The sequence below is a fragment of the Cryptosporangium sp. NPDC051539 genome (assembly GCF_044454545.1).
Taxonomy (GTDB): domain Bacteria; phylum Actinomycetota; class Actinomycetes; order Mycobacteriales; family Cryptosporangiaceae; genus Cryptosporangium.
On record NZ_JBITDV010000013.1, the window covers coordinates 185,340 to 204,848 of the forward strand.

The 19,509-nt window shown below is 68.6% G+C and carries 17 protein-coding genes; 6 read left to right on the plus strand and 11 right to left on the minus strand.

What is annotated here, in order from left to right; genetic code table 11:
• Positions 1-33: 33 nt before the first annotated feature.
• Both ACIBZJ_RS34645 and ACIBZJ_RS34650 read right to left on the minus strand, forming a co-directional pair.
• Positions 34-453, minus strand: a complete 420-nt coding sequence (locus tag ACIBZJ_RS34645) for a putative quinol monooxygenase (protein WP_395937296.1) — start codon at positions 451-453, stop codon at positions 34-36.
• Positions 454-528: 75 nt separating this feature from the next.
• Positions 529-825: a putative quinol monooxygenase gene (locus ACIBZJ_RS34650; RefSeq protein WP_395937298.1), complete on the minus strand. Its 297-nt coding sequence runs from the start codon at positions 823-825 to the stop codon at positions 529-531.
• A gap of 102 nt (positions 826-927) precedes the next feature.
• Here ACIBZJ_RS34650 and ACIBZJ_RS34655 point away from each other — a divergent pair, with 102 nt between their 5' ends.
• A complete protein-coding gene (locus ACIBZJ_RS34655; RefSeq protein WP_395937299.1) occupies positions 928-1,506 on the plus strand; it encodes a TetR/AcrR family transcriptional regulator in 579 nt (192 codons plus the stop codon).
• A 149-nt stretch (positions 1,507-1,655) separates the two neighbouring features.
• Here the strand turns inward: ACIBZJ_RS34655 and ACIBZJ_RS34660 are convergent, their stop codons facing one another.
• Entirely contained in the window at positions 1,656-2,570 is a 915-nt protein-coding gene (locus tag ACIBZJ_RS34660) for an NADP-dependent oxidoreductase (protein ID WP_395937301.1), read from the minus strand.
• A 30-nt stretch (positions 2,571-2,600) separates the two neighbouring features.
• Positions 2,601-4,070, minus strand: coding sequence for a DHA2 family efflux MFS transporter permease subunit (locus ACIBZJ_RS34665; RefSeq protein ID WP_395937303.1), 1,470 nt, complete (start codon positions 4,068-4,070; stop codon positions 2,601-2,603).
• Between the two features lie 85 nt (positions 4,071-4,155).
• Here ACIBZJ_RS34665 and ACIBZJ_RS34670 point away from each other — a divergent pair, with 85 nt between their 5' ends.
• The 4 genes from ACIBZJ_RS34670 to ACIBZJ_RS34685 are packed head-to-tail and all read left to right on the plus strand — an operon-like array spanning position 4,156 to position 10,027.
• Positions 4,156-7,107 (plus strand): BTAD domain-containing putative transcriptional regulator, encoded by a 2,952-nt coding sequence (locus ACIBZJ_RS34670; RefSeq protein ID WP_395937305.1) that lies wholly within the window; start codon positions 4,156-4,158, stop codon positions 7,105-7,107.
• Positions 7,108-7,134: 27 nt separating this feature from the next.
• Positions 7,135-7,773 (plus strand): TetR/AcrR family transcriptional regulator, encoded by a 639-nt coding sequence (locus ACIBZJ_RS34675; protein ID WP_395937307.1) that lies wholly within the window; start codon positions 7,135-7,137, stop codon positions 7,771-7,773.
• A 2-nt stretch (positions 7,774-7,775) separates the two neighbouring features.
• Positions 7,776-8,942, plus strand: coding sequence for an FAD-dependent monooxygenase (locus ACIBZJ_RS34680; protein ID WP_395937309.1), 1,167 nt, complete (start codon positions 7,776-7,778; stop codon positions 8,940-8,942).
• A gap of 14 nt (positions 8,943-8,956) precedes the next feature.
• Entirely contained in the window at positions 8,957-10,027 is a 1,071-nt protein-coding gene (locus tag ACIBZJ_RS34685; protein WP_395937311.1) for an extracellular solute-binding protein, read from the plus strand.
• A gap of 10 nt (positions 10,028-10,037) precedes the next feature.
• On the opposite strand, the gene ACIBZJ_RS34690 is transcribed toward ACIBZJ_RS34685, so the two are convergent.
• From ACIBZJ_RS34690 to melA, 6 genes are all read right to left on the minus strand, one after another.
• Positions 10,038-11,639: a diguanylate cyclase domain-containing protein gene (locus ACIBZJ_RS34690; protein WP_395937313.1), complete on the minus strand. Its 1,602-nt coding sequence runs from the start codon at positions 11,637-11,639 to the stop codon at positions 10,038-10,040.
• Entirely contained in the window at positions 11,617-12,906 is a 1,290-nt protein-coding gene (locus ACIBZJ_RS34695) for a nitrate/nitrite transporter (RefSeq protein WP_395937523.1), read from the minus strand. Before ACIBZJ_RS34695 ends, ACIBZJ_RS34690 begins: the two co-directional genes overlap by 23 nt.
• A 62-nt stretch (positions 12,907-12,968) precedes the next feature.
• Positions 12,969-13,811 carry a carbohydrate ABC transporter permease gene (locus tag ACIBZJ_RS34700; RefSeq protein ID WP_395937315.1) on the minus strand — a complete coding sequence of 281 codons (843 nt, stop codon included), beginning with the start codon at positions 13,809-13,811 and terminating at the stop codon, positions 12,969-12,971.
• On the minus strand, positions 13,811-14,761 hold the full coding sequence (locus ACIBZJ_RS34705) for a carbohydrate ABC transporter permease (protein WP_395937317.1): 951 nt from the start codon (positions 14,759-14,761) through the stop codon (positions 13,811-13,813). Before ACIBZJ_RS34705 ends, ACIBZJ_RS34700 begins: the two co-directional genes overlap by 1 nt.
• Positions 14,758-16,086: an ABC transporter substrate-binding protein gene (locus ACIBZJ_RS34710; protein ID WP_395937319.1), complete on the minus strand. Its 1,329-nt coding sequence runs from the start codon at positions 16,084-16,086 to the stop codon at positions 14,758-14,760. The genes ACIBZJ_RS34705 and ACIBZJ_RS34710 overlap by 4 nt, the downstream gene beginning before the upstream one ends.
• Before the next feature lie 61 nt (positions 16,087-16,147).
• Positions 16,148-17,488: an alpha-galactosidase gene (gene melA, locus ACIBZJ_RS34715; RefSeq protein ID WP_395937321.1), complete on the minus strand. Its 1,341-nt coding sequence runs from the start codon at positions 17,486-17,488 to the stop codon at positions 16,148-16,150.
• A gap of 128 nt (positions 17,489-17,616) precedes the next feature.
• Between melA and ACIBZJ_RS34720 the strand changes: the two genes are divergently transcribed.
• Entirely contained in the window at positions 17,617-18,405 is a 789-nt protein-coding gene (locus ACIBZJ_RS34720) for a 6-phosphogluconolactonase (protein ID WP_395937323.1), read from the plus strand.
• Positions 18,406-18,435: 30 nt separating this feature from the next.
• Here ACIBZJ_RS34720 and ACIBZJ_RS34725 read toward each other — a convergent pair whose 3' ends face one another.
• The gene (locus ACIBZJ_RS34725) at positions 18,436-19,434 is read right to left on the minus strand and encodes a LacI family DNA-binding transcriptional regulator (RefSeq protein ID WP_395937325.1); all 999 of its coding nucleotides are present in this window, start codon (positions 19,432-19,434) and stop codon (positions 18,436-18,438) included.
• Between the last annotated feature and the right edge of the window lie 75 nt (positions 19,435-19,509).

Consider the following 19,509-nt stretch of genomic DNA (forward strand, 5'->3'; position numbering starts at 1 on the left):
GAATCCTCCTGCGGCGTGGAGCGAGGACTGACGTCACTTGATGGTGCGCAGCACTGCGGTCTTGGGAGGTTCGCTGAGCATGGAGGTCGCTTCGGCGAAATCTCCGGCGGCGGCGTCCGCCATGTGCTGGCGGAAGGCCTCGATGCTCTTCCATTCCTGCACGGCATAAAAGGCGCCGGGGTCGTTGAGGTCCCCGTACTCGCGCGACCCGAGAAAGCCGGGCTTCTCGGAGGTCTGGATGGCGTTCAGCAGCCCGTCGCGGGCCTGCTGCTCCTGGCCCTTCTTGGCGTGAATCTCGATGAGAACGGTCACCGTGTTCGATGCCGTGCTCTGCTTCGGCCGGGCGGGAGTCGTGGCTTCCTTGCCGGCGTCCGCGGCCCCGCACCCGCCGGAAGTCAACGCGGTGACGGTCAGCAGGAGTAAGGCGGCCAGTCTGGCCCCACGAATGTTCATTTCTCCCTTTCTGTCAGCTGTTTCGGGCAGCCGGAAGAGGCGCGCGAGCGCGGTCGGAACCGAGGAGGTGGCGCGTCAGCCGATCGTTTGCAGGACCGTCGTCCTGGGGCTCGTCCGCAGGACGCGGATCGCGTCGTTCATGCCACCTTCCGCGGCGTCCTTCATGTGGGCCCGGAACGCCTCCGTGCTCTCCCACTCCTGCACGGCGAAGAACGCGCCCGGGTCGTTGAGGTCCGCGTACTGGCGGGAACTGACCAGGCCCGGCTTCTCCGAAGTCTTGATGGCATGGAGCAAGGCGTCGCGAGCCTGTGCTTCCTGTCCTTCGTTGGCGTGAATCTCGATGAGGACGGTCACTGGTTTCGACGTGCTCATGGGCCTGCCCACTCTCAATAAGATGTGCTGGTGCTTCTTAAGCTACCAAACGGGAGGGCGCGCCGTAAGATGTGCCGACACATCTTCTGTGGGAGGGTGCCGATGCAGCGCAGACGAGGCGCCGCGCTCGAGACGGCGCTGCTCGAGGCCGCCTGGGCCGAGTTGACCGACCGGGGCTACGCGAACTTCACCCTGGAATCGGTGGCACAGCGCGCAGGCACCAGCACCCCGGTCATCTACCGCCGATGGACGACCAAAGCGCAGCTCATCCAGGCCGCTATCGCACACGCCAGCGCCGGCCGGGTGGTCGAGATCCGCGATACCGGAAGCCTGCGCGGCGACCTCATCGCCCTCATGCGGGCCGCGAACGAGACGCGGATGGACCTGCTGGCCGGCGCCGTCGTGCTCCTGGGCACCTACTTCGAAGACACCGGGACGAACCTGGAAACACTCCGTGCCCAGGTACTGGACGGTCGTCGGTCAGCGGCCGAGGTGATTCTCCAACGAGCGATCGACCGGGGAGAGGTGGACGCGACCGTCTTGACGCCGCGTCTGGTCAGCCTGCCTTTCGACCTCTTCCGCCACGAGTTGCTGATGACTCTCAGACCGGTGTCCGAAGAGGCCATCGTGCAGATAGTCGACGACATCGTCTTACCGCTGCTGACCGGACACGTCCGCTGACGCGGACCCCGCCGGCGCGACAACCCGTACTTCGGCCGCTCACCAACAGCCCGCTCAGGGCGCTCGCGGGAGGCACACGCGACGCTCGCACGGGCAGTCGCGCTGCCCGCCCGGGGTCCACCGACCGGGGACGGGACGCCCGCGTCACGTCACGATTTCACTACCAGTACCAACCGGCCGCGGATCCGCCCGGCCTCGCTGACCCGGTGCGCCTCGGCGATCCCGGCCAGCGGGAACGTGCGCTCGACCGGGAGCCAGAACCGCCCGGTTTCGATCAGCTCACCGACGGTCGCGAGCGCGCGGAACCCGTGGCCGTCGACGAACCCGTTGCTGAAGTGCACGCCGTGCTCCTTGGCGCCGTCGAAGTCGGCGAGCGTCACGACGTTCTGTGGGCCACCGGCGAACTCGACGAGCTCACGCAGCACGCCGTTTCCGGCGACGTCGAGCGCGACGTCGACGCCGCCGGGGGCCAGGGCGCGGACGCGCTCGGCCAGGCCGTCGCCATAGGTGACGGGTTCTGCACCCAGCACGCTCAGGTAGTGCTGGTTGGCGGCGCTCGCGACACCGATGACACGCGCGCCGCGAGCGACGGCGAGTTGCACGGCGGTGCTGCCGATTCCGCCGGCGGCGCCGTTGATCAACAGGGTCCGCCCGCTCGTGACGCCGAGTTGGTCGATCGCGCGGGTGGCGGTTTCGAGCGCGATCGGGAGCCCGGCGGCGTCGATGAACCCGAGTGACGGCGGAATGATCGAGCGGTGAGTGATCAGCGTGTACTCGGCCGCACCCGCGCCGTCGTCCGAGACGCCGAACACCCGGTCGCCGACGGCCACGTCGGTGACGCCGTCGCCGATCTCGTCGACCACGCCCGCGACGTCGCGGCCGGTCGTCTGGGGGAGTGGCGCGCCGAAGCTCAGTTCGCCTTTGCGGATCTTCCACTCGGTGGCGTTGACGCCGGTCGCGTGGACGACGATCCGCACCTGACCGGGGCCCGGGTGCGGCTCGGGTAGATCGACGATCTCGAGGACCTCGGGACCACCGAACTCGCTGAACTGTGCTGCCTTCACGGCTTCTCCTTCGGAGAGGGGGGTGGAACGTCAGATCGCGACGACGGGCTCGGCGTCCGGATCGATCGGCAGTGGGCCGCTGCGGAACAGCGCGGCGGCCAGGATCGCGCCGGCCACGAGGACAGCGGCCGCGATCCAGAACACGGTGTGGTAGCCGGCGATGGTGGCCAGTTGCGGCGTGGATCCGGGATGCTCGGCGAGGTAGTTCGTGATCGTGCTCGCGGCGAGCGAACTGAACACGGCCGTGCCGATCGATCCGCCGATCTGCTGCGCGGTGTTGACCATCGCGGACGCGACGCCGGTCTCGTCGGCGCTGACTCCGCTGGTCGCGGCGTTCTGTGCGGGCCCGAAGATCAGCCCGAACCCGAAGCCGAGGACGAGCAGACCCGGAAGAACGCCGCCGACGTAGCCGGAGGTCGTGCTGATGCCGGTGAGCAGTCCCATGCCGACCGCACCGAGGAGACATCCGATCGGCACGAGCGGCCGCGGTCCGGTGCGCGGCAGGAGCGCGGCCCCGGAGACGACCGCTCGGACGACCAGCATGCCGACCATCGGTAGGAACGCGAGGCCGCTCTCGACCGGGGTGAATTCCAGCGTGTCCTGGAGGTAGAAGGTGAGGAACAGGAAGATCGCGAACGATCCGATTCCGGAGATCCCCACGGCCAGGTAGGCCGTTCCGCGGGTGCGGTCGAGCACCACACCGAGCGGCAGGAGCGGGTGCTCGGCGCGCGTTTCGATCACTACGAACACGATCATGAGCAGAGCGCCCCCGACGATCGCGCCGACGGTCCAGGTGTCGGTCCAGCCCTGCGACTCGGCGTTGCCGAGGCCGAACACGATCCCGACCAGGCCGAGGACGACGGTGACCGCGCCGGCGACGTCGAGCCGTACCCGTTCCGGCCGATCGCCGGACCGTAGCCCGAGCACCGCACCGGCCAGCGCGACCGCGGCGATGATCACGTTCACGTAGAGACACCACCGCCACGACACGTTCTGCGTCAGGACGCCACCCAACAGCAGCCCCATCGCGCCCCCGGCACCGGAGACCGCACCGAAGATCCCGAACGCACGCCCGCGTTCGTGCGCGTTGTCCGCGAACGTGACCGACAGCAGCGACAACGCCGCCGGAGCGAGGAGCGCGCCGAACGACCCCTGAGCGACACGGGAGACGAGCAGCACGGCGAAGGTCCCCGCCGCGCCACCGAGAGCCGAGGCGAGAGCGAAGCCAACGACTCCGATGAGGAACAGCCGCTTGCGGCCGAACAGATCCGAGAGCCGCCCACCGAGCAGGAGAAGGCTGCCGAACGCCAACGCGTATCCGGTGACGACCCACTGCCGGTTGTCGGTGGAGAACCCCAGATCGTGCTGGGCCGTCGGCAGCGCGATGTTCACGATGGTCGAGTCGAGGATGACCATCAACTGGGCCACGCTCAGGACGCCGAGCGCGACCCATTTGTTGGTCGCATCGCGGCCACGGACCGTAGGCGCTTCGAGAGACATACCCGCAGCCTGCAGAGGATCGCTCACAGGAGGCGCGCACCACACTCGCACGGTGTTCTTACTGCCGGTTTGCGATGATCAGGGCATGGATGGGCTTCGCATCTCACTACTCGACACCGTCTCGGTGTCCCGGGGAGACGTCGTCCTGCCCGTCTCCGGCTCCCGGCTGCAGAGTTTGCTGGCCCGGCTCGCGATCGCCGGGGGCCGGCCGGTCGAACAGAGCACGCTCGTCGACGCGATCTGGGCGGAGGAGCCGCCCGCTGATCCGGCCCATGCCCTCCAGACCCTCGTGTCCCGGCTACGCCGGGCTCTCGGCTCGGCCGAGGTCGTCGTTCAGGTCGCCGGTGGCTACCGGTTGGACGTCGTTCCTGACGACGTGGACGCCCTGCGGTTCGAACGGCTCGCCGCCTCCGGCCACCCGGACGCCCTGGTCGAGGCCGTGGCGTTATGGACGGACCGCAGCGGCTCCGAGCCGACCGCGATCACCGCGGTGGCACCGTCCGTCGCGACCCGGCTGGCCCGGATTTCGATCGACGTCGTCGTGGATCTGGCCGAAGCCGAACTGACCACGGGCTGTGCCGACGCCGCGACCTCTCGCTTGAGCGATCTGCTCGCCGAGCACCCGGCGCACGAGCAGGCCGCCGTCGTGCTGATGGACGCGTTCGCGGCCCAGGGGCGTCAGGCCGAGGCTTTGGCTCTGTACGAACGGGTCCGCGAAACGCTGGCCGACACCCTCGGAGCGGATCCGGGCGCCGCGCTGCGCGAACGCCATCTCCGAGCGTTGCGCCTCGAGCCGGCGGCCCTCGCCCCCGGCACCGCCCCCGCCACCGGGAACCTCCCGGCTTCGCTGACCAGCTTCATCGGCCGGGTGGACGAGCTCGCCCGGATCGAGGCGTCGCTCGCCTCCGGGCGACTGGTCACCGTTCTCGGACCGGGCGGCGCAGGCAAGACACGGCTGGCGTTGGAAGCGGCCCGGCGTCAGGAGCACCGCGACGGCACCTGGCTGATCGATCTCTCCGTTGTTTCCGAGCCGTCCGGGGTCGTCGCGGCGTTTCTGGCCGGGAGCGGGCTGCGCAGCGGCGCGGATGGCCGCGACGACCTGGACTTCCTCGTCGCGCAGCTCAGCGGCCGGACGTGCCTGCTCGTGATCGACAATTGCGAGCATCTGATCGATTCGGCGGCACACACGATCTCGATTCTGCTGACCCGCTGCGCGCAGTTGCGGGTGCTGGCCACCAGCCGGGAGCCCCTGGCGGTCGACGGTGAGTCGCTGGTCCCTCTCGGTCCGCTCTCCCTGCCCGAATCGGACGCGGACCTGGAGCGGGCCCGCGGCACCGCCTCGGTCCGGTTGTTCGCCGAGCGGGCCGCGGCGGTGCTGCCCGGCTTCGCCGTCGACTCCGACACGCTGGACGACGTGCTGCGAGTCGTTCTCGGTCTGGACGGCATGCCGCTCGCGCTCGAGCTGGCCGCCGCCCGCCTCCGCACGCTGTCGCTGCCGGAATTGGCTACCGGTCTCTCCGACCGGTTTCGTGTGCTGACCAGCGGCAGCCGCACCGCGCGGCCCCGCCACCGCACGTTGCGAGCGGTCATCGCGTGGAGCTGGGACCTGCTGAGCGAGCCCGAACGCACGCTCGCGGACCGTCTCTCGGTGCTGCCCGGTGGGGTCACGGCGGACTCGGCCGAAGCCGTCTGCGCCGGTGCGGTGGCCGACGTACCGGAGCTGCTCGCCGGCCTGGTCGACCGATCGCTGCTGCAGCTCGCGCCGGAGCCCGGCCGCTACCGGATGCTGGAGACGCTGCGCGAGTACGGCATCAACCGCCTGACGGAGACGGGTGAGCTCGACGCCGTTCGCGGCCTGGCCGCCGACCACTTCGCCGGGCTGATGGCCCGCAACGACCAGCGGCTGCGGGGGCCGGACCAGTTGGCAGCCATCCGGCTCGTCAACGCCGAGTACGACAACACGCTCGCCGCCCTGCGACATCGCTGCGCGGCCGGCGACGCCACCGGCGCGATCGCGCTCGCGCTGGATCTGACCTGGTACTGGCAGATGTTCGGACACCACCCCGACGCGGCCCACCGGCTCGGCGAGGCGTTGGCGGTGCCCGGGGGTGCCCTGGGTCCGGAGCGGGACTGCGCTCGGGCGATCTACCTGCTCAATAGGGCGGATGCCGACGACGACGATCGGGCCGCCCTGGCCGATCGGCTTCGCGTCTACCCGGACCTGCCTGCCCCGCACCGGGTGCTCAGCGCGCTCCTTCTCCTCTCCTTGCGGAACGAGAGGAGCGCGTTCGCGGTCCTCGAGGGCCTGGCTCGGGACGACGAGGTGTGGTCGGCCGGACTGGCGCGGCTGCTCGCCGCGCAGCTCGCTGCGGCCACCGGCGAGCTCGATCGAGTGCGCACGACGGTCGCGGCCGCTTTGACCTGCTTCCGGCAGGCCGGAGACCGCTGGGGTCAGGCTGCCGCGCTGTCGGTCCGCGCCCAGGTGCGCCAGCACGACGACGACCTGGACGGCGCGCAGGCCGACTTGCTCGCGGCGCGCGTGATGACTGACGAATTCGGTTCGCACAACCGAGGCAACGACGTGTACGGCGAGCTGCGCTGGATCGATCTGCACCTGCGGCGCGGCGAGACCGATCTGGCGATCGCACGGATCGAATCGATCCGGCAGCGGACGCCGGTCGCGTCCGCTCCGCGCCTCACCGGCTCGCGAGTTCGGCTCGGCGACCTGGAGAGGGCGCGGGAACTCGTCGACGACGGAGCCGCCTCGGCGGTAAGCCCTGCGCGGGCACTCGTCGGCAGCACCCGAGCGGCGTTGTGCCTCGAGTTGGGTGACGTGTCCGGCGCGGAGACCGCGTTGGCGGAGGCGTACGCGGTGGCGCTGGAAGCCGGAGATCTGCCCGTGCTGTCGGTGGTCACGCTGAACGCGGCCACGGTCGCTGGTGCGCACGGGCAACAACACGAGGCGGCCGTTCTGCACCAGGCGGCCGCTCGACTGCTCCGCGCCGCGTCCCGGCGTGCCCGCAAATTTCTTGAGTAACCAAAAGTTTTTGGTTACTCTAAAAATATGCCGAGGACGACGGGTCTGCGAGAACGCAAGAAGCAGCAAATGCGGCACCAGCTCGCCGACGTGGCGGCTCGCCTGTTCGCCGAGCACGGCTACGACGCCGTCTCGGTGTCGGATGTCGCCCGGGCCGCGGGAGTCTCCGATCAGACGGTCTTCAACTACTTCCCGACCAAGCCGGAACTGGTGCTGGATCGGGCCGAGGAGATCCGGGAGTTCTACCGCGAGACGGTGCGCGACCGCCCTGACGACGTCACACCGGCCGATGCGCTGCGCCCGCTCGTCCACGGCGACATCGACCGTTACGCCCGGGCCGACCTCGCCATCGCCCGGGGCGAGTTTCCCGCCCAGTGCCTCGGGAGCAGCGTGCTGCGCCGCTTCGCGCTCGAGGCGCGCGACCAGCAGGCAGACGCGATCGCGGACGCGATCGGCGAGACCCATCCCGGCCTCCACCCACTCGTCGTCCGTGCCCACGCCGCCGCGCTCGTCGCCGTGATCCAGGTCGTCACCGACCGGATCGGAGTCGCGTTGCTGGACGACGCCGAGCGGGCCGAAGTCGTCGCGGGCCTGCGCGCCGACGCGGACGCCGCTCTCGACGACGCCTCCGACCACTTCCGCGCCCTCACCACAGGGAACAGCTGATCATGCTCAACAAGCGCGTCCTCATCTCCGGCGCCGGCATCGGCGGCCCCGCCCTCGCGTTCTGGCTGCACCGCTACGGCTTCGACGTCACGGTCGTGGAGAAGGCCCACGAGGTTCGCCGCGGCGGTCAAGCCGTCGACTTCAAGGGCCCGATCCACCTGGCGGTGCTGCGGAAGATGGGCATCCTCGACGTGGTCAGGGCTGCCGGCGTGCCCAGCGGCGACGGCGCTCTCGTCAACGCGAAGGGCCGCAAGGTCGGCACGGTTCCGGGTGCCTTCGCCGGCGGCGAGATCAACGTGCCGCGCGGCGACCTCGCCCACCTCCTCTACGACCTCACCGCCGACAAGTGCGAGTACCTCTTCGACGACTCGATCACCTCGCTGACCGAGACCCCGGACGGCGTCGGCGTCACCTTCCTCAACGGCGAGCCACGCACCTTCGACATCGTCGTCGGCGCCGACGGCATGCACTCCAACGTTCGCAAACTGGCGTTCGGACCCGAAGCCGACTACGTCACCCACCTCGGCTACTACTACGTGCTGGCCACCATCGACGCCGGCGGCGACGACGTGATGTACAACGAGCCCGGCACGATGGCCGCGCTCGGCGGCCTGAAGGCGCCCGCCTTCTTCGTCTTCGCCTCCGACCTGCTTCCGGCCGCCCGCGACGACGTCTACGTACAAAAGCAGCAGTTCATGGACGCCTACCGCGGCGGCAAGTGGCGCCTGCCCGAACTCATGAGCAAGATCCCCGACTCGGGCGACTTCTACCTGGACTCCCTCAGCCGCGCCACCCTCGATCACTACAGCAGGGGCCGCGTCGCTCTCGTCGGCGACGCCGCTTACGGCAACGCGCTCGGCGGATTCGGCACCGGGCTGGCGATGGTCGGCGCGTACGTCCTGGCCGGAGAACTCGCCACGGCGGATGGCGACTGCCACCTCGCGTTCGCGCAGTACGAACAGAAGATCCGCGGTTACGCGTCGATCTCCCAGAAGGTGAACGCCGGCCGGCTCCTCGCTCCCCGCACCAGGCTCGGCATCTTCGGCCGCAACGTCATGTTCACGGCGCTGTCGATCTTCGGGTCACTCATGACGATCGTCGACAAGCCCGCGACCAACATCGAACTCGAGGACTACGAAGCCGCCCTATCGGGCAATAGCCGTAAATAGTGCAAGATGGCAGGGTGGAGTCCAGCTTCGTACGGCGCGCGGCCGGCGCGGCGATCGCTGCTTCCCTGCTGGCGTCCTGCGGACTCAGCGGAGCGCATTCGATCGCGACCAGTAGCAACACCATGCTGACGTTCGCCGCCTACGGCGGGGCGGGTCAGCAGGCGATGATCGACACCTATCAGAAGCCCTACACCGCGGCCCATCCCGAGGTGACGTTCGTCAACACGTCGCCGCCTGACCTGGCGCAGCTCAAAGCGCAGGTCTCGAGCCGGGCCGTGAAGTGGGACGTCGTCGCCGTCTCGCCCGCGGCTGCCACCCAAGGTTGCGGAACGCTCTTCGAGGAACTCGACTTCTCCGGCCTGGACACCACGGACCTCGTGCCGCAGACCGTCGGCAAGTGTTATCTCGGCAACTGGATCAACGCGACTCCGATCGCCTACCGCACCGAGGCGTTCCCGGACCCGAAAACAGCACCGAAGACCGCGGCGGACTTCTTCGATGTTCGGCGGTTCCCGGGGCAGCGGGGCATCACTCCCTCTCTCCAGAACGGCATCCTCGAGTACCCCCTGCTGGCCGACGGGGTGGCGCCGAAAGACATCTATCCCCTCGACGTCGACCGTTCGTTGAAGAAGCTGTCGACCATTCGCAGGCAGATCACGCTCGCTCCGAACATCGGCGCTCTCCAGCAGGCCGTCGGCGCGAAACAGGTGGACATGTTCCTGCTACCCGACTCGCGGCTCGTCCCGCTGTTGAACGACGGGAACGACCTCACGATCGTCTGGGACAAGACGGTCACGTCCCTGAACGCCTTCGCGGTGCCGAAAGGGTCTGCGAACAAGGAAGCCGCGCGGCGGTTCATCCAGACGGTGGTGAGCCCGGCGGCGGTCACCGGCATGTCCGAAGCGCTCGGCACCGCACCGGTCAACACGGCAGCCAGGCCGAACCTGCCCCCCAACGCGCGCAAGGTGCAGGTCTACGGTCCGGTCAATACCGGTGTGTCCCTCTATCAGGACATCGGTTGGTACGCCCAGAACTTCGATCAGGCGACGGCGAAGCTGAACGAATGGATGGGGGCCGGTGAGTGAGCCGGACAGGTTAGGCGTCCGCCAGCACGAATTGGGACTTGCCGGATGTCTTGGCCTGATACATGGCCAGGTCGGCGTCGCGAAGAATCGTGTCGGGGTCATCGCTGGGCAGATTCAGCCGGATGCCGACGCTCGCGGTGACGGTCACCTCGTCGGAGCCGATCCGGATCGGCGCACCGAGGTCCCTGACCATCCGGGCGGCGGTGGCACACGTGTCGGCGGTATCGGCCACGTGCTCGAGGAGTACCGCGAACTCGTCACCGCCGAATCGGGCCACGGTGTCGGTGCTCCGGGTGCAGTGCAGCAGGCGCTCCCCGGTGGTTCGTAGGACGAGGTCGCCTGCTCCGTGTCCGTACGTGTCGTTGACCTCCTTGAAGCCGTCCAGGTCGATGAAGAACACTGCGAAAGTGCTCGCCGGGTCGGCGTGGGTGCGCAGCGCCTCGGCCACGCGATCGTAGAACAGGCTGCGGTTCACGAGGCCGGTGAGCTGATCGTGAAATGCCATCTCGTGCAGTTCACGCTCACGTTCGCGCAATTGCTCTTCGACCGTCTGCCGACGTGCGATGTCGTCTCGCAACGCGGCGGTCGCCCGGTCCACCCGGTCCATCGCGCGGTTGCGTGCGCCGGCCAGAACGGCGACGAGTGCGGTCAGCAACACCGTCAACGCGCCACCAGCCAGTGGCGTGAACCAGCGGAGCCGGCGGTCGCCCTCGCTGAGCAGGGTGGTCGTGGGCGTCAGCCCGAGGCGCCAGAGGCGCTGACCGACGTACAAGTCCCGTGCGCGCGCGAGACGCGGCTCCTTCACCGGTGTGCCCGCGTCGATCTCCACGATGGTTCGCGGCACCTGCGACTCGACGTCGGTGAGCGTCAGATTGACCTGCTCGCTGATCCGGCCGCTGAGCGTCGCGCGCAGGAAGTCGTCGGCGTACACACCCATGACGATCCAGCCGCGGAAGGCTCCGACCCCGTCCAGCACCGGTACGGCCATCGTGACCGAGAGCTTCTGCTGAGCCACCGGCAATTCCCGGTCCCGGACGGCGACGTGCGCCGGGCCCATGGCGAACGACCAGACGTGCTGGGAGGTGTCCAGAGCTTCCCTGGTGGTCGGCGTAGTGGAGAGGTCGCGGCCCAGCCTCGGTGGCCGCGAATTGAAGGATCGGGTGAAGACGACGAACTGGTGCTTCGCGTCGGCCCGTGTCCGGCGGAGGGTGAGCGCGGTAGGACCTCGGGCCCGCCAATACGCCTGAACCGCTGCCACCTTCGAGTCCGCGGCGGGCACCACGAACGAGATATGGGCGGCGCCCGGTAGACGCTCGGGGTCGAGCGCCACGGTGAGGTGCGCGAACATCCGGGCGTCCAGTTGTGTGAAGCTCGCTCCGACCGCGGTCGCCACGTCCAGCATCGCACTGTTGTACGCGCCGATACCGTCGGCGATGATGCCCGCGGACCCGTTCATGGACTGGGTCATCGCCTGCCCGGCGAGCCGCTCTTGCCCACGGCTGACCACCGAGGTGGCGAACACGGTCGCAATGCTGCCCGACGCCAGCACCAGGAGTGCCAGGAACATGCCTGCGAGCCGCCTGATACGACTATGTATGAGCCGTCTCACCACTGTTTGATCGGCCGTCCCGGGTCTGACATGAGTACCGCGCAGGTGCGGTTGTGCGCGGCTCCACCGCGCCGACGTCGAGGCTCAGGGCGTGGGCTCGGCCCTTCTTGCGGTAGCGCAGGATCTGCCCGGCGCCCAGCGCCCAGAGCAGGTACTGGAACGACATGGCCCATCCGAACGCGTCCGGCCGGTAGCCGCCGCCGCTACGCCAGTCGAGGATCGCGCCGATGGCGACGACGACGGTAAGGCTCGCGACGAAGCCGGCCTGGTTGACGATCCCGGTCGCACTGGCCAGCCGCTCGGCCGGATTCGACGTCCGGGCCAGGTCGAAGGCGATCATCGAACCCGGCCCGCCGAGCCCGATGACGACCACCAGGGCCACGAGCACCGGCAGCGGTGCACGCCCCGGCCACGCCAGCACGAGCGTCCACGCCGCCGCGATCACCCCTACGATCGCCAGCGCGAGCGTCGAGCGCTGCCACGGGTGGTGCGCGGTGAACCGGCCCACCAGCGGGCCGGCCGCGATCAGCGACAGCACCATCAGCGTCAGCAGCAACGACGCGACGTCGGGTGACACACCCTCGCCCTTCACCAGGAACGGGAAACCCCACAGCAGCGCGAACGCGTTCTGCGCGAACTGGGTCGTGAAATGCACCCAGAACCCCAGCCGGGTGCCGGGCTGCTGCCAGGACGCGGCAAGGCTGGCCCGGATCGCGTCGAAGGACATGGCCGGCCCGCGGAGCGTCCGGGCACCGGGCCCGTCGTGCAGGAACAGCAGTCCGGCGATCGCCGCGGCCAGCCCCAGCGACGAGGCGACCCCGTACGCCCAGGTCCAGCCGAAGTTGCTCAGGGCCCACGTCATCGGCACCGCGGCCGCGATCGCGCCCAGCTGACCGATGACGCCGGTGAGCTGCGTGATCACCGGCACGCGTCCGGGGCTGAACCACCCGTTCACCAGACGCAGCACACAGATGAACGTCACCGCGTCCCCCACGCCGACGAACGTCCGGGCCAGCAGCGCGGCACCGTAGGAATCGGCGAACGCGAAGCCGGCCTGGGCGAGCGTCAACACGATCGTGCCGGTGATCAGCACCGCACGGGAGCCGTACCGGTCGACGAGCAGCCCGACCGGGATCTGCAACACGGCGTACACCAGCAACTGCAACATCGTGAACGTGGCCAGCGCAGCGGCGGTGATGTCGAAACGCTCGGCGGCGGCGAGACCGGCCACGGCGAGCGAGGAGCGGTGGAACACCGCGACGACGTACATCGAGAGGCCGACCAGCCAGACGACCCAGGCGCCGCGTGCGTTCGGCGCCGCCGTTCCGACGCTCAACCCTTGAGTCCCGACAGGGTCATGGTCGCGACGAACTGCTTCTGCGCGAACAGGAAGAACACGATCAGGGGCGTGGTGGCCACGACGTTGCCCGCCATCAGCAGCGACCACTCGGTACGTCGAGTGCCCTGGAAGTTCGCGAGGCCCAGTTGCAGCGTGAAGGCGTGCTCGTCGTTGATCGCGATCAGCGGCCAGACCAAGTCGTTCCACGAGCCGAGCAGGGTGAAAATCGCCAGCGTCGCAAGGGCGGGCTTGGCCAGTGGCAGGACGATGCGGAAGAACACCTGCCAGCGGTTCGCGCCGTCGATCAGGCCGGATTCCTCGAGCTCTCTCGGCAGCGACAGGAAGAACTGCCGCATCAGGAAGATCCCGAACGCCGAGGCGAGCCAAGGCACGATGGCTGCGCCGAGGCTGTCGATCAGCCCGAGGCGCGAGAACACGATGTAGGTCGGGATCATCAGCAACTGGGTGGGGATCATGATCGTGGCGAGGATCAGGAAGATGCCGACCGTGCGGCCTCTGAACGCCAGCCGAGCGAATCCGTACCCCGCGAGAGAACACAGCACCAGATGGGACACGATCGCCGACGCAGCTACCAGCACGGTGTTGCCGAGCCACACCAGCGCGTCGGACTCGGTGAACAGGTCGACGAAACCGGTGAAGTCCACTCGGGAAGGAATCAGGGGCGGCGGGAACTTGACCAGTTCGTCGGCCGGCGAGACGGACGCGACGAACATCTGCACGAACGGCAGCAGGAAAAGCAGTGCGACGGGCGCCAGGAACAGGTGCCAGGCCGATGGACGTGACTTGGGCCTGCGCGGTGACGGAGTGCGAGCCACTAGAACGCCTCCATGTTCTTGCGCCTCGAGTAGACGACGACACCGACGGTGGTCAGCAGGGTGACCCCGAACAGCACGTAGGCGGCGGCTGAGCCGTAACCGAAGTCGAGAGTTCTGAAGGCCTTCTCCCACAGGAAGTAGACGATCGTCTTCGTGGCGCCGAGGGGTCCGCCGCGCGTCGTCGTGTAGACGAGATCGAAGAGCTGGATCGCACCGATCGTCTGCCAGATCGTGATGAAGACCGTCACCGGAGTGAGCTGCGGCCAGACGATCCGCCAGAACGTCTGCCATTTGCCGGCGCCGTCGATGCGGGCGGCTTCGAGCAATTCGGCCGGCACGTCTTGCAGGGCCGCCAGGTAGATCACGGTGGTGAAAGCCGCCTGTCCCCACAGCGACATGATCGTGATCACGACCATCGACTGGGACGGATCTTCCAACCAGCCCTGGGACGGCAGGCTGAGCATCCGGAGCACGTTGTTGACCAGTCCGTACTGCGGATTGAACAGATAGGTGGAGAGAATCCCCGTGGCTGCCGCCGAGGCGACGAAGGGCACGAAGATCGCGGTGCGGTAGATCCCGATGAACCGGATCCGGCGGTTGAGCGCGACGGCGAGGAACAGCCCCGCCAGCACGGACAGCGGGACGAACATCGCCGTGTAGACGACCGTGTGCAGGACCGCGTCGAAAAACGCCTCGTCGGTCACGAGCCTGGCGTAGTTGGCGCCACCGACGTACTCGGGAGGGCTGAAGCCGTTCCATTTCTGCAGTGACAGCACGAGAGCCCAGCCCGCCGGAAAGATCGACAGCCCGAGTACCAGGAGCGTCGCCGGGCCGGCGAACATCCACCCGCTCACGGAGTCGAGCAGACCGGCCCGCGTTCGCTTCGCACGCCGCGAACGCTCGGGCGGTGGCGGGCTGGGGACGGTGGGCGCGGCCACGGCGGTGGTCACCGTGCGGCCTCGAGCGCGGTATCAGCTTTGTCGGCGGCCTTCTCCAGTGCCTTCTTCGGCGTGCCCCGGCCTTGAAGTACCTCCGCGATCGCCTCACCGATCGCCTCCGACAGGCCCACGTAGCCGGGGACGGTCGGCCGCACCTTCTTCGCGTTGACGCCGTTGGCGGCCATCACGTCCAACCCGGGGTACGTCTTGACCTGGGCGGCGAACGCGGCGGAGTCGGCCTCGGAGGAGCGCAGCGGCAGGTTGCCGATCTCGACGTTCCACCGCTCGTCCTGCGGCGCCGAGGTCAGCCACCGGGTGAACTCGTACGCCCAGTACTCGCGGTTCTTGTCTTTGTGGTCGAACAGCGCCCAGATATCGGGAGCAGAGGCCGTCTGGTGGTCGCCGTTCGTTCCGGGCAGCCTGGTCACGCCGTACTTCGTTTTTGCGGTCTTGAGGTCGAAGAGCATCCAGGGACCCGACGTCATCATGCCGATCCGGTCGTTCCTGAACAGCTGCTCGTACCTCGTGTCGGTCTGATCGAGGTACACGCTCTTGTCGGTGACGGCCATGTCCCGCAGGAACGTCAACGCCTTGACCCCCGCCTCGGAGTCGAACGCCGCCCTGGTCCGGTCCTCGGACAGGATCTCGCCGCCGTTCTGCCAGAGCAGCGGCCACATCTTCCAGACGGTGTTCTCCGCACCGGACACCGAGTAGGCATAGCCGTAGGTGTTCGTCGCGGGGTTGGTGATCTTCTTGGCCGCGGCCCGAAGGTCGTCCCAGGTCCAGTCATCGGTCGGATAGGGCACACCGGCCGCGTCGAAGACGGTCTTGTCGTAGAGCAGCGACAGGTTGTCCACGAGAGCCGGGAAGCCGATCGTCTTCTCACCGGTCGGCCTGACGGTCGCTCGGGCGCCTTCGGGGAACTCGTCCCACCGCACCTCGGGATCGGCCACCTGGTCGGTGATGTCGAGCGTGCGCCCTGAGCTCTCCAGCTGGCTGGCCCAGCTGCCGTACGCGTACGAGATGTCGGGATAGCTCTTCCCGGCGAAACCGGCGGACAGCTTTTGCAGAAGATCCTCGGTACTGGACGCACCCGGCGAGGCATCGATCGAGACGTTCGGATGCGCGTTCTCGAACTCAGCGGCCAGCTTCTCGAGGACCTTCTGGGCGTCTTCGCTCTGACCGGTCCACATCGTGATCGAGACGTTGGCGTTCTTGTCCAGGCTGGTGTTGCCTTGCCCGCCGGATCCACAGGCGGTGAGGCCGGAAGCCACGAGCACCGCGGCAGCGGAGAGGACCAGCGGGCGAACGACGAGAAACGTGCGACGCTGCTTCATAGCAGGCTCCTACGGGGTCGGGTCGTCGCGGACGGCGACTACGCCAGGACGGTCGCGCGGGTCAGCTACGGGCGGGCACGTCGGACAGATCGAGCTCGGCGCCGCCGCCCAGCGTCGACGGCAGTAGCACCTGGTGGGCCTTGAACATCTCGTCGACCAGGTCGGCAAGCCGGTCCGGCGTCAGGGTGGAGCTCGCGTTGGGGTCGACGAGCATGGCTTGCAGCACCGCGTCGCGCCTGCCGGTCAGCGCAGCTTCTACGGTGAGCTCCGCTACGGACAGGTAGGTGCGGTTGTGGGCAGCACCCTGCGTCGGGATCGCGCCCACCGTGATCGGAGCCAAGCCGGCGCCGTCCACCTTCGTCGGCACCTCGACGACCGCACCCCGCGGCAGGTTCGAGATGAATCCCCGATTGGGGATGTTCGTGTGGATCTCGCGCTCGGTTCCGGTGATCAGCGAGTGGATGATCTGTGGGGCGTACTCCGCGGCGTCGCCTTCGGCGTCGAGTTCGAGTTCCTTGCCCTCGGCCAGCGTCCGTTGCGCGGCACGGAATTCAGCCAGGTTCTGCTCCGCGGTGGCCAGATGCTGGCCCGGCACCAGGCGGAAGCGTTCGATCTGCTCGTCGGAGCGAAGGAACCACGACAGGTACTCCGCGCTGTGCTCGCTCGTCTCGGTCGGGTAGTAGCCGATCCGGCGGAAGATCTCGACGCGCACCCGGCGTTCGAGCTCCGGGTCGGCGGCGATCTTGTCGCGCAGGCGCGGGTAGAGATCTTCGCCGTCCCGGCTCCACTCGTAGAGCCACGCCTGATGGTTGACCCCGGCTGCCCGGAAGTGGGTGCCCTCCACCGGCACCCCGATCAGCGCGCACAGGTCGTGCACGGTCCAGTAGACGCTGTGGCACAAGCCGGTCGCGCGCAGCTGGGGCGAGACGACGGACAACCACCAGATGTTCATCGCCATCGGGTTGGTGTAGTTGAGGAACAGCGCGTCCGGGCACAGCTCGCGCATGTCCCGCGCGATCGCCGACAGCACGGGGAAGGTCCGCAGCGCGCGGAAGACGCCACCGATGCCGGTGGTGTCGCTGATCGGCTGCCGCAGTCCGAATGAGGCCGGCAGCTCGATGTCGACGCTGGTCGTGTCGATGCCGCCGACCTGGATCATGTCGACCACGACGTCCGCAGCGTCGAGCGCCGTACGTCGATCCACGGTGGCGGTGACGCGGAGGGGGCGGCCGAAGCGGGCCGAGAGCTGTGCGGCGGTGCCGCGGGCCACCTCCAGCCGGGCGGGATCGATGTCGTGCAGGACCAGATCCAGTTCGGGCAGGTCGGGGAACCGCAGGAGATCCGCGACGAGCTGGCGGGTGAAGACGACACTGCCGGCCCCGATGAAAACGATGCGAGTCATGACTTGTCCCTCGAGTCGGTGGGCGCAGCCGCGCAGCCGCTTGCTGCAAGATTAATGCATATGCTGCACGCGCTTGCAATAGCCTGCGAGGGCACACGCTCCCCACCCGTGGGATCGGAGAGGACACCATGACGCTCGTCACCCGCTTCACCGCCGATCAGCTCCCCGTCGAAGTCCACGACAGCGAGGACGCGATGGGAGCGACCGCTGCCACCCTGGCGGCTGGCTTCCTCCGGGACGTGGTGGAGGAACGCGGGCAGGCCCGCGTCGTCATCGCGACCGGCAATTCGCAGTACGCGTTCACCGACGCGCTCGCAGACGAGCGCGTCCCCTGGGACCGGGTCGAGGTTTTCCACATGGACGAGTACGTCGGCATCGACGACCGGCATCCGGCCAGCTTCCAGCGCTGGATCCGGGAGCGCATCGAGCAACGCTTCGCCCCCGCCCGAGTGCACTACCTCAGCGGCGAAGGCGACCCGCGGGCCGTCGCCGACCGCTACGAGCAGGAGCTTCGTGCCGCGCCACTGGACCTGGTCTGCATGGGCATCGGTGAGAACGGCCACCTCGCCTTCAACGAGCCCGGCGACGCCGACTTCGACGACGAGCGTTGGGCCCGAGTGGTCCGACTCACCGCCGAATCGAGGCGCCAGCAGGTCGACGAGGGACACTTCCCCGATCCCCGCAGCGTTCCGGAGCTGGCGATCTCCCTGACGATCCCGGCACTGCTCTCCGCCGAGCGCGTTCAGGTGTGCGTGCCCGAGCAGAGGAAGGCTCAGGCGGTTCGGGCCGCCCTCACGGACGAGATCGGCCCGGCCTGCCCGGCGACCGTTCTGCGTCGTACGCCGCACGCCCGCTTGCTGCTGGAGCCCACGTCGGCGGCCCTGCTCGACGGGGCCGAGCCGACGATCAGCCGGTAACCGCGGCCGGGCGCAGCTGAACGGGGGAGTTCAGCTGCGCCCCGGCGTCCGCACCGGCGCGGTGGAACTGCGCACCACGAGCCGGGAGTCGAGGACGACGTGCTCCGCGCCCTCGTCCTGCCGACCGTCGATGACGGCGAGCAGTGTGTCGACCGCCGCTGCCCCGGCCGCGTCGCCGGGCACGTGCACCGACGTGAGCGTCGGATAGGCCATCGCCGACATCGGGCTGTCGTCGACCCCGATGAGGCTGACGTCGGCTCCCGTTCGCACGCCGCGCTCGGTCAACCTCGCCATCACCCCCAAGGCGATCAAGTCGTCGTAGGCGATCACCCCGGTGATCGCCCGGGCGATCACCAGGTCTGCGGCGTGGACTCCCGACTGGACCTGCGCCTCGAAGGGGCCGAACTCCACCAGTTCGAGTCCGAGCCGGCTGCACGCCTCCCGGACGGCCGCCTTGCGTCGAGCGTTCGACCACGAGCGCTTGGGCCCGTCGAGGTAGGCGATGGAGCGATGCCCGAGGGCCGCGAGATGCTCGACTGCCTGCTCCATCCCACCGGCCTCGTCGATGACGACGCTGGCGGCACCCGGCACGGCCCGGTTCACGAAGACGACCGGTCCGAGCGAGACCAGCTCGCCGAGTGCGTCGTCGGGTGTCCGCGGCGAGGCGATGATGAGGCCGTCGACCTGCTTACGCATCAGCCGGGCCCGCGGCACCTCGTCGGCCGGCCGCTCGTCCACGTCGGCGATCAGCACCGTTTTGCCCTGCTGGCTACCGCGAGCCTGCACCGCTTTGATGATCGGCGGGAAGAACGGATTGGCGATGTCGGGCACGATCAGCCCGATCAGATCGGTCCGGCCGGACGTGAGTGACCGGGCGCTGTGGTTGGGGACGTACCCCATCTCCCTGGCGATCCGTTCCACCCGTTCACGAGTGGCCGCGTTGACCTTGTCGGGGGCGGAGAGCGCTCGCGAGACCGTGGAACCGGAGAGGCCTGCGGCGGCCGCGACGTCGGCCAGAGTGACAGCCATCCTGCTCCTTCGGAGGTGGTCGCAGCATCGGAGGAAGCATCGATTGCAGAGTTGCAGCAAGCGGTTGCAGTGTAG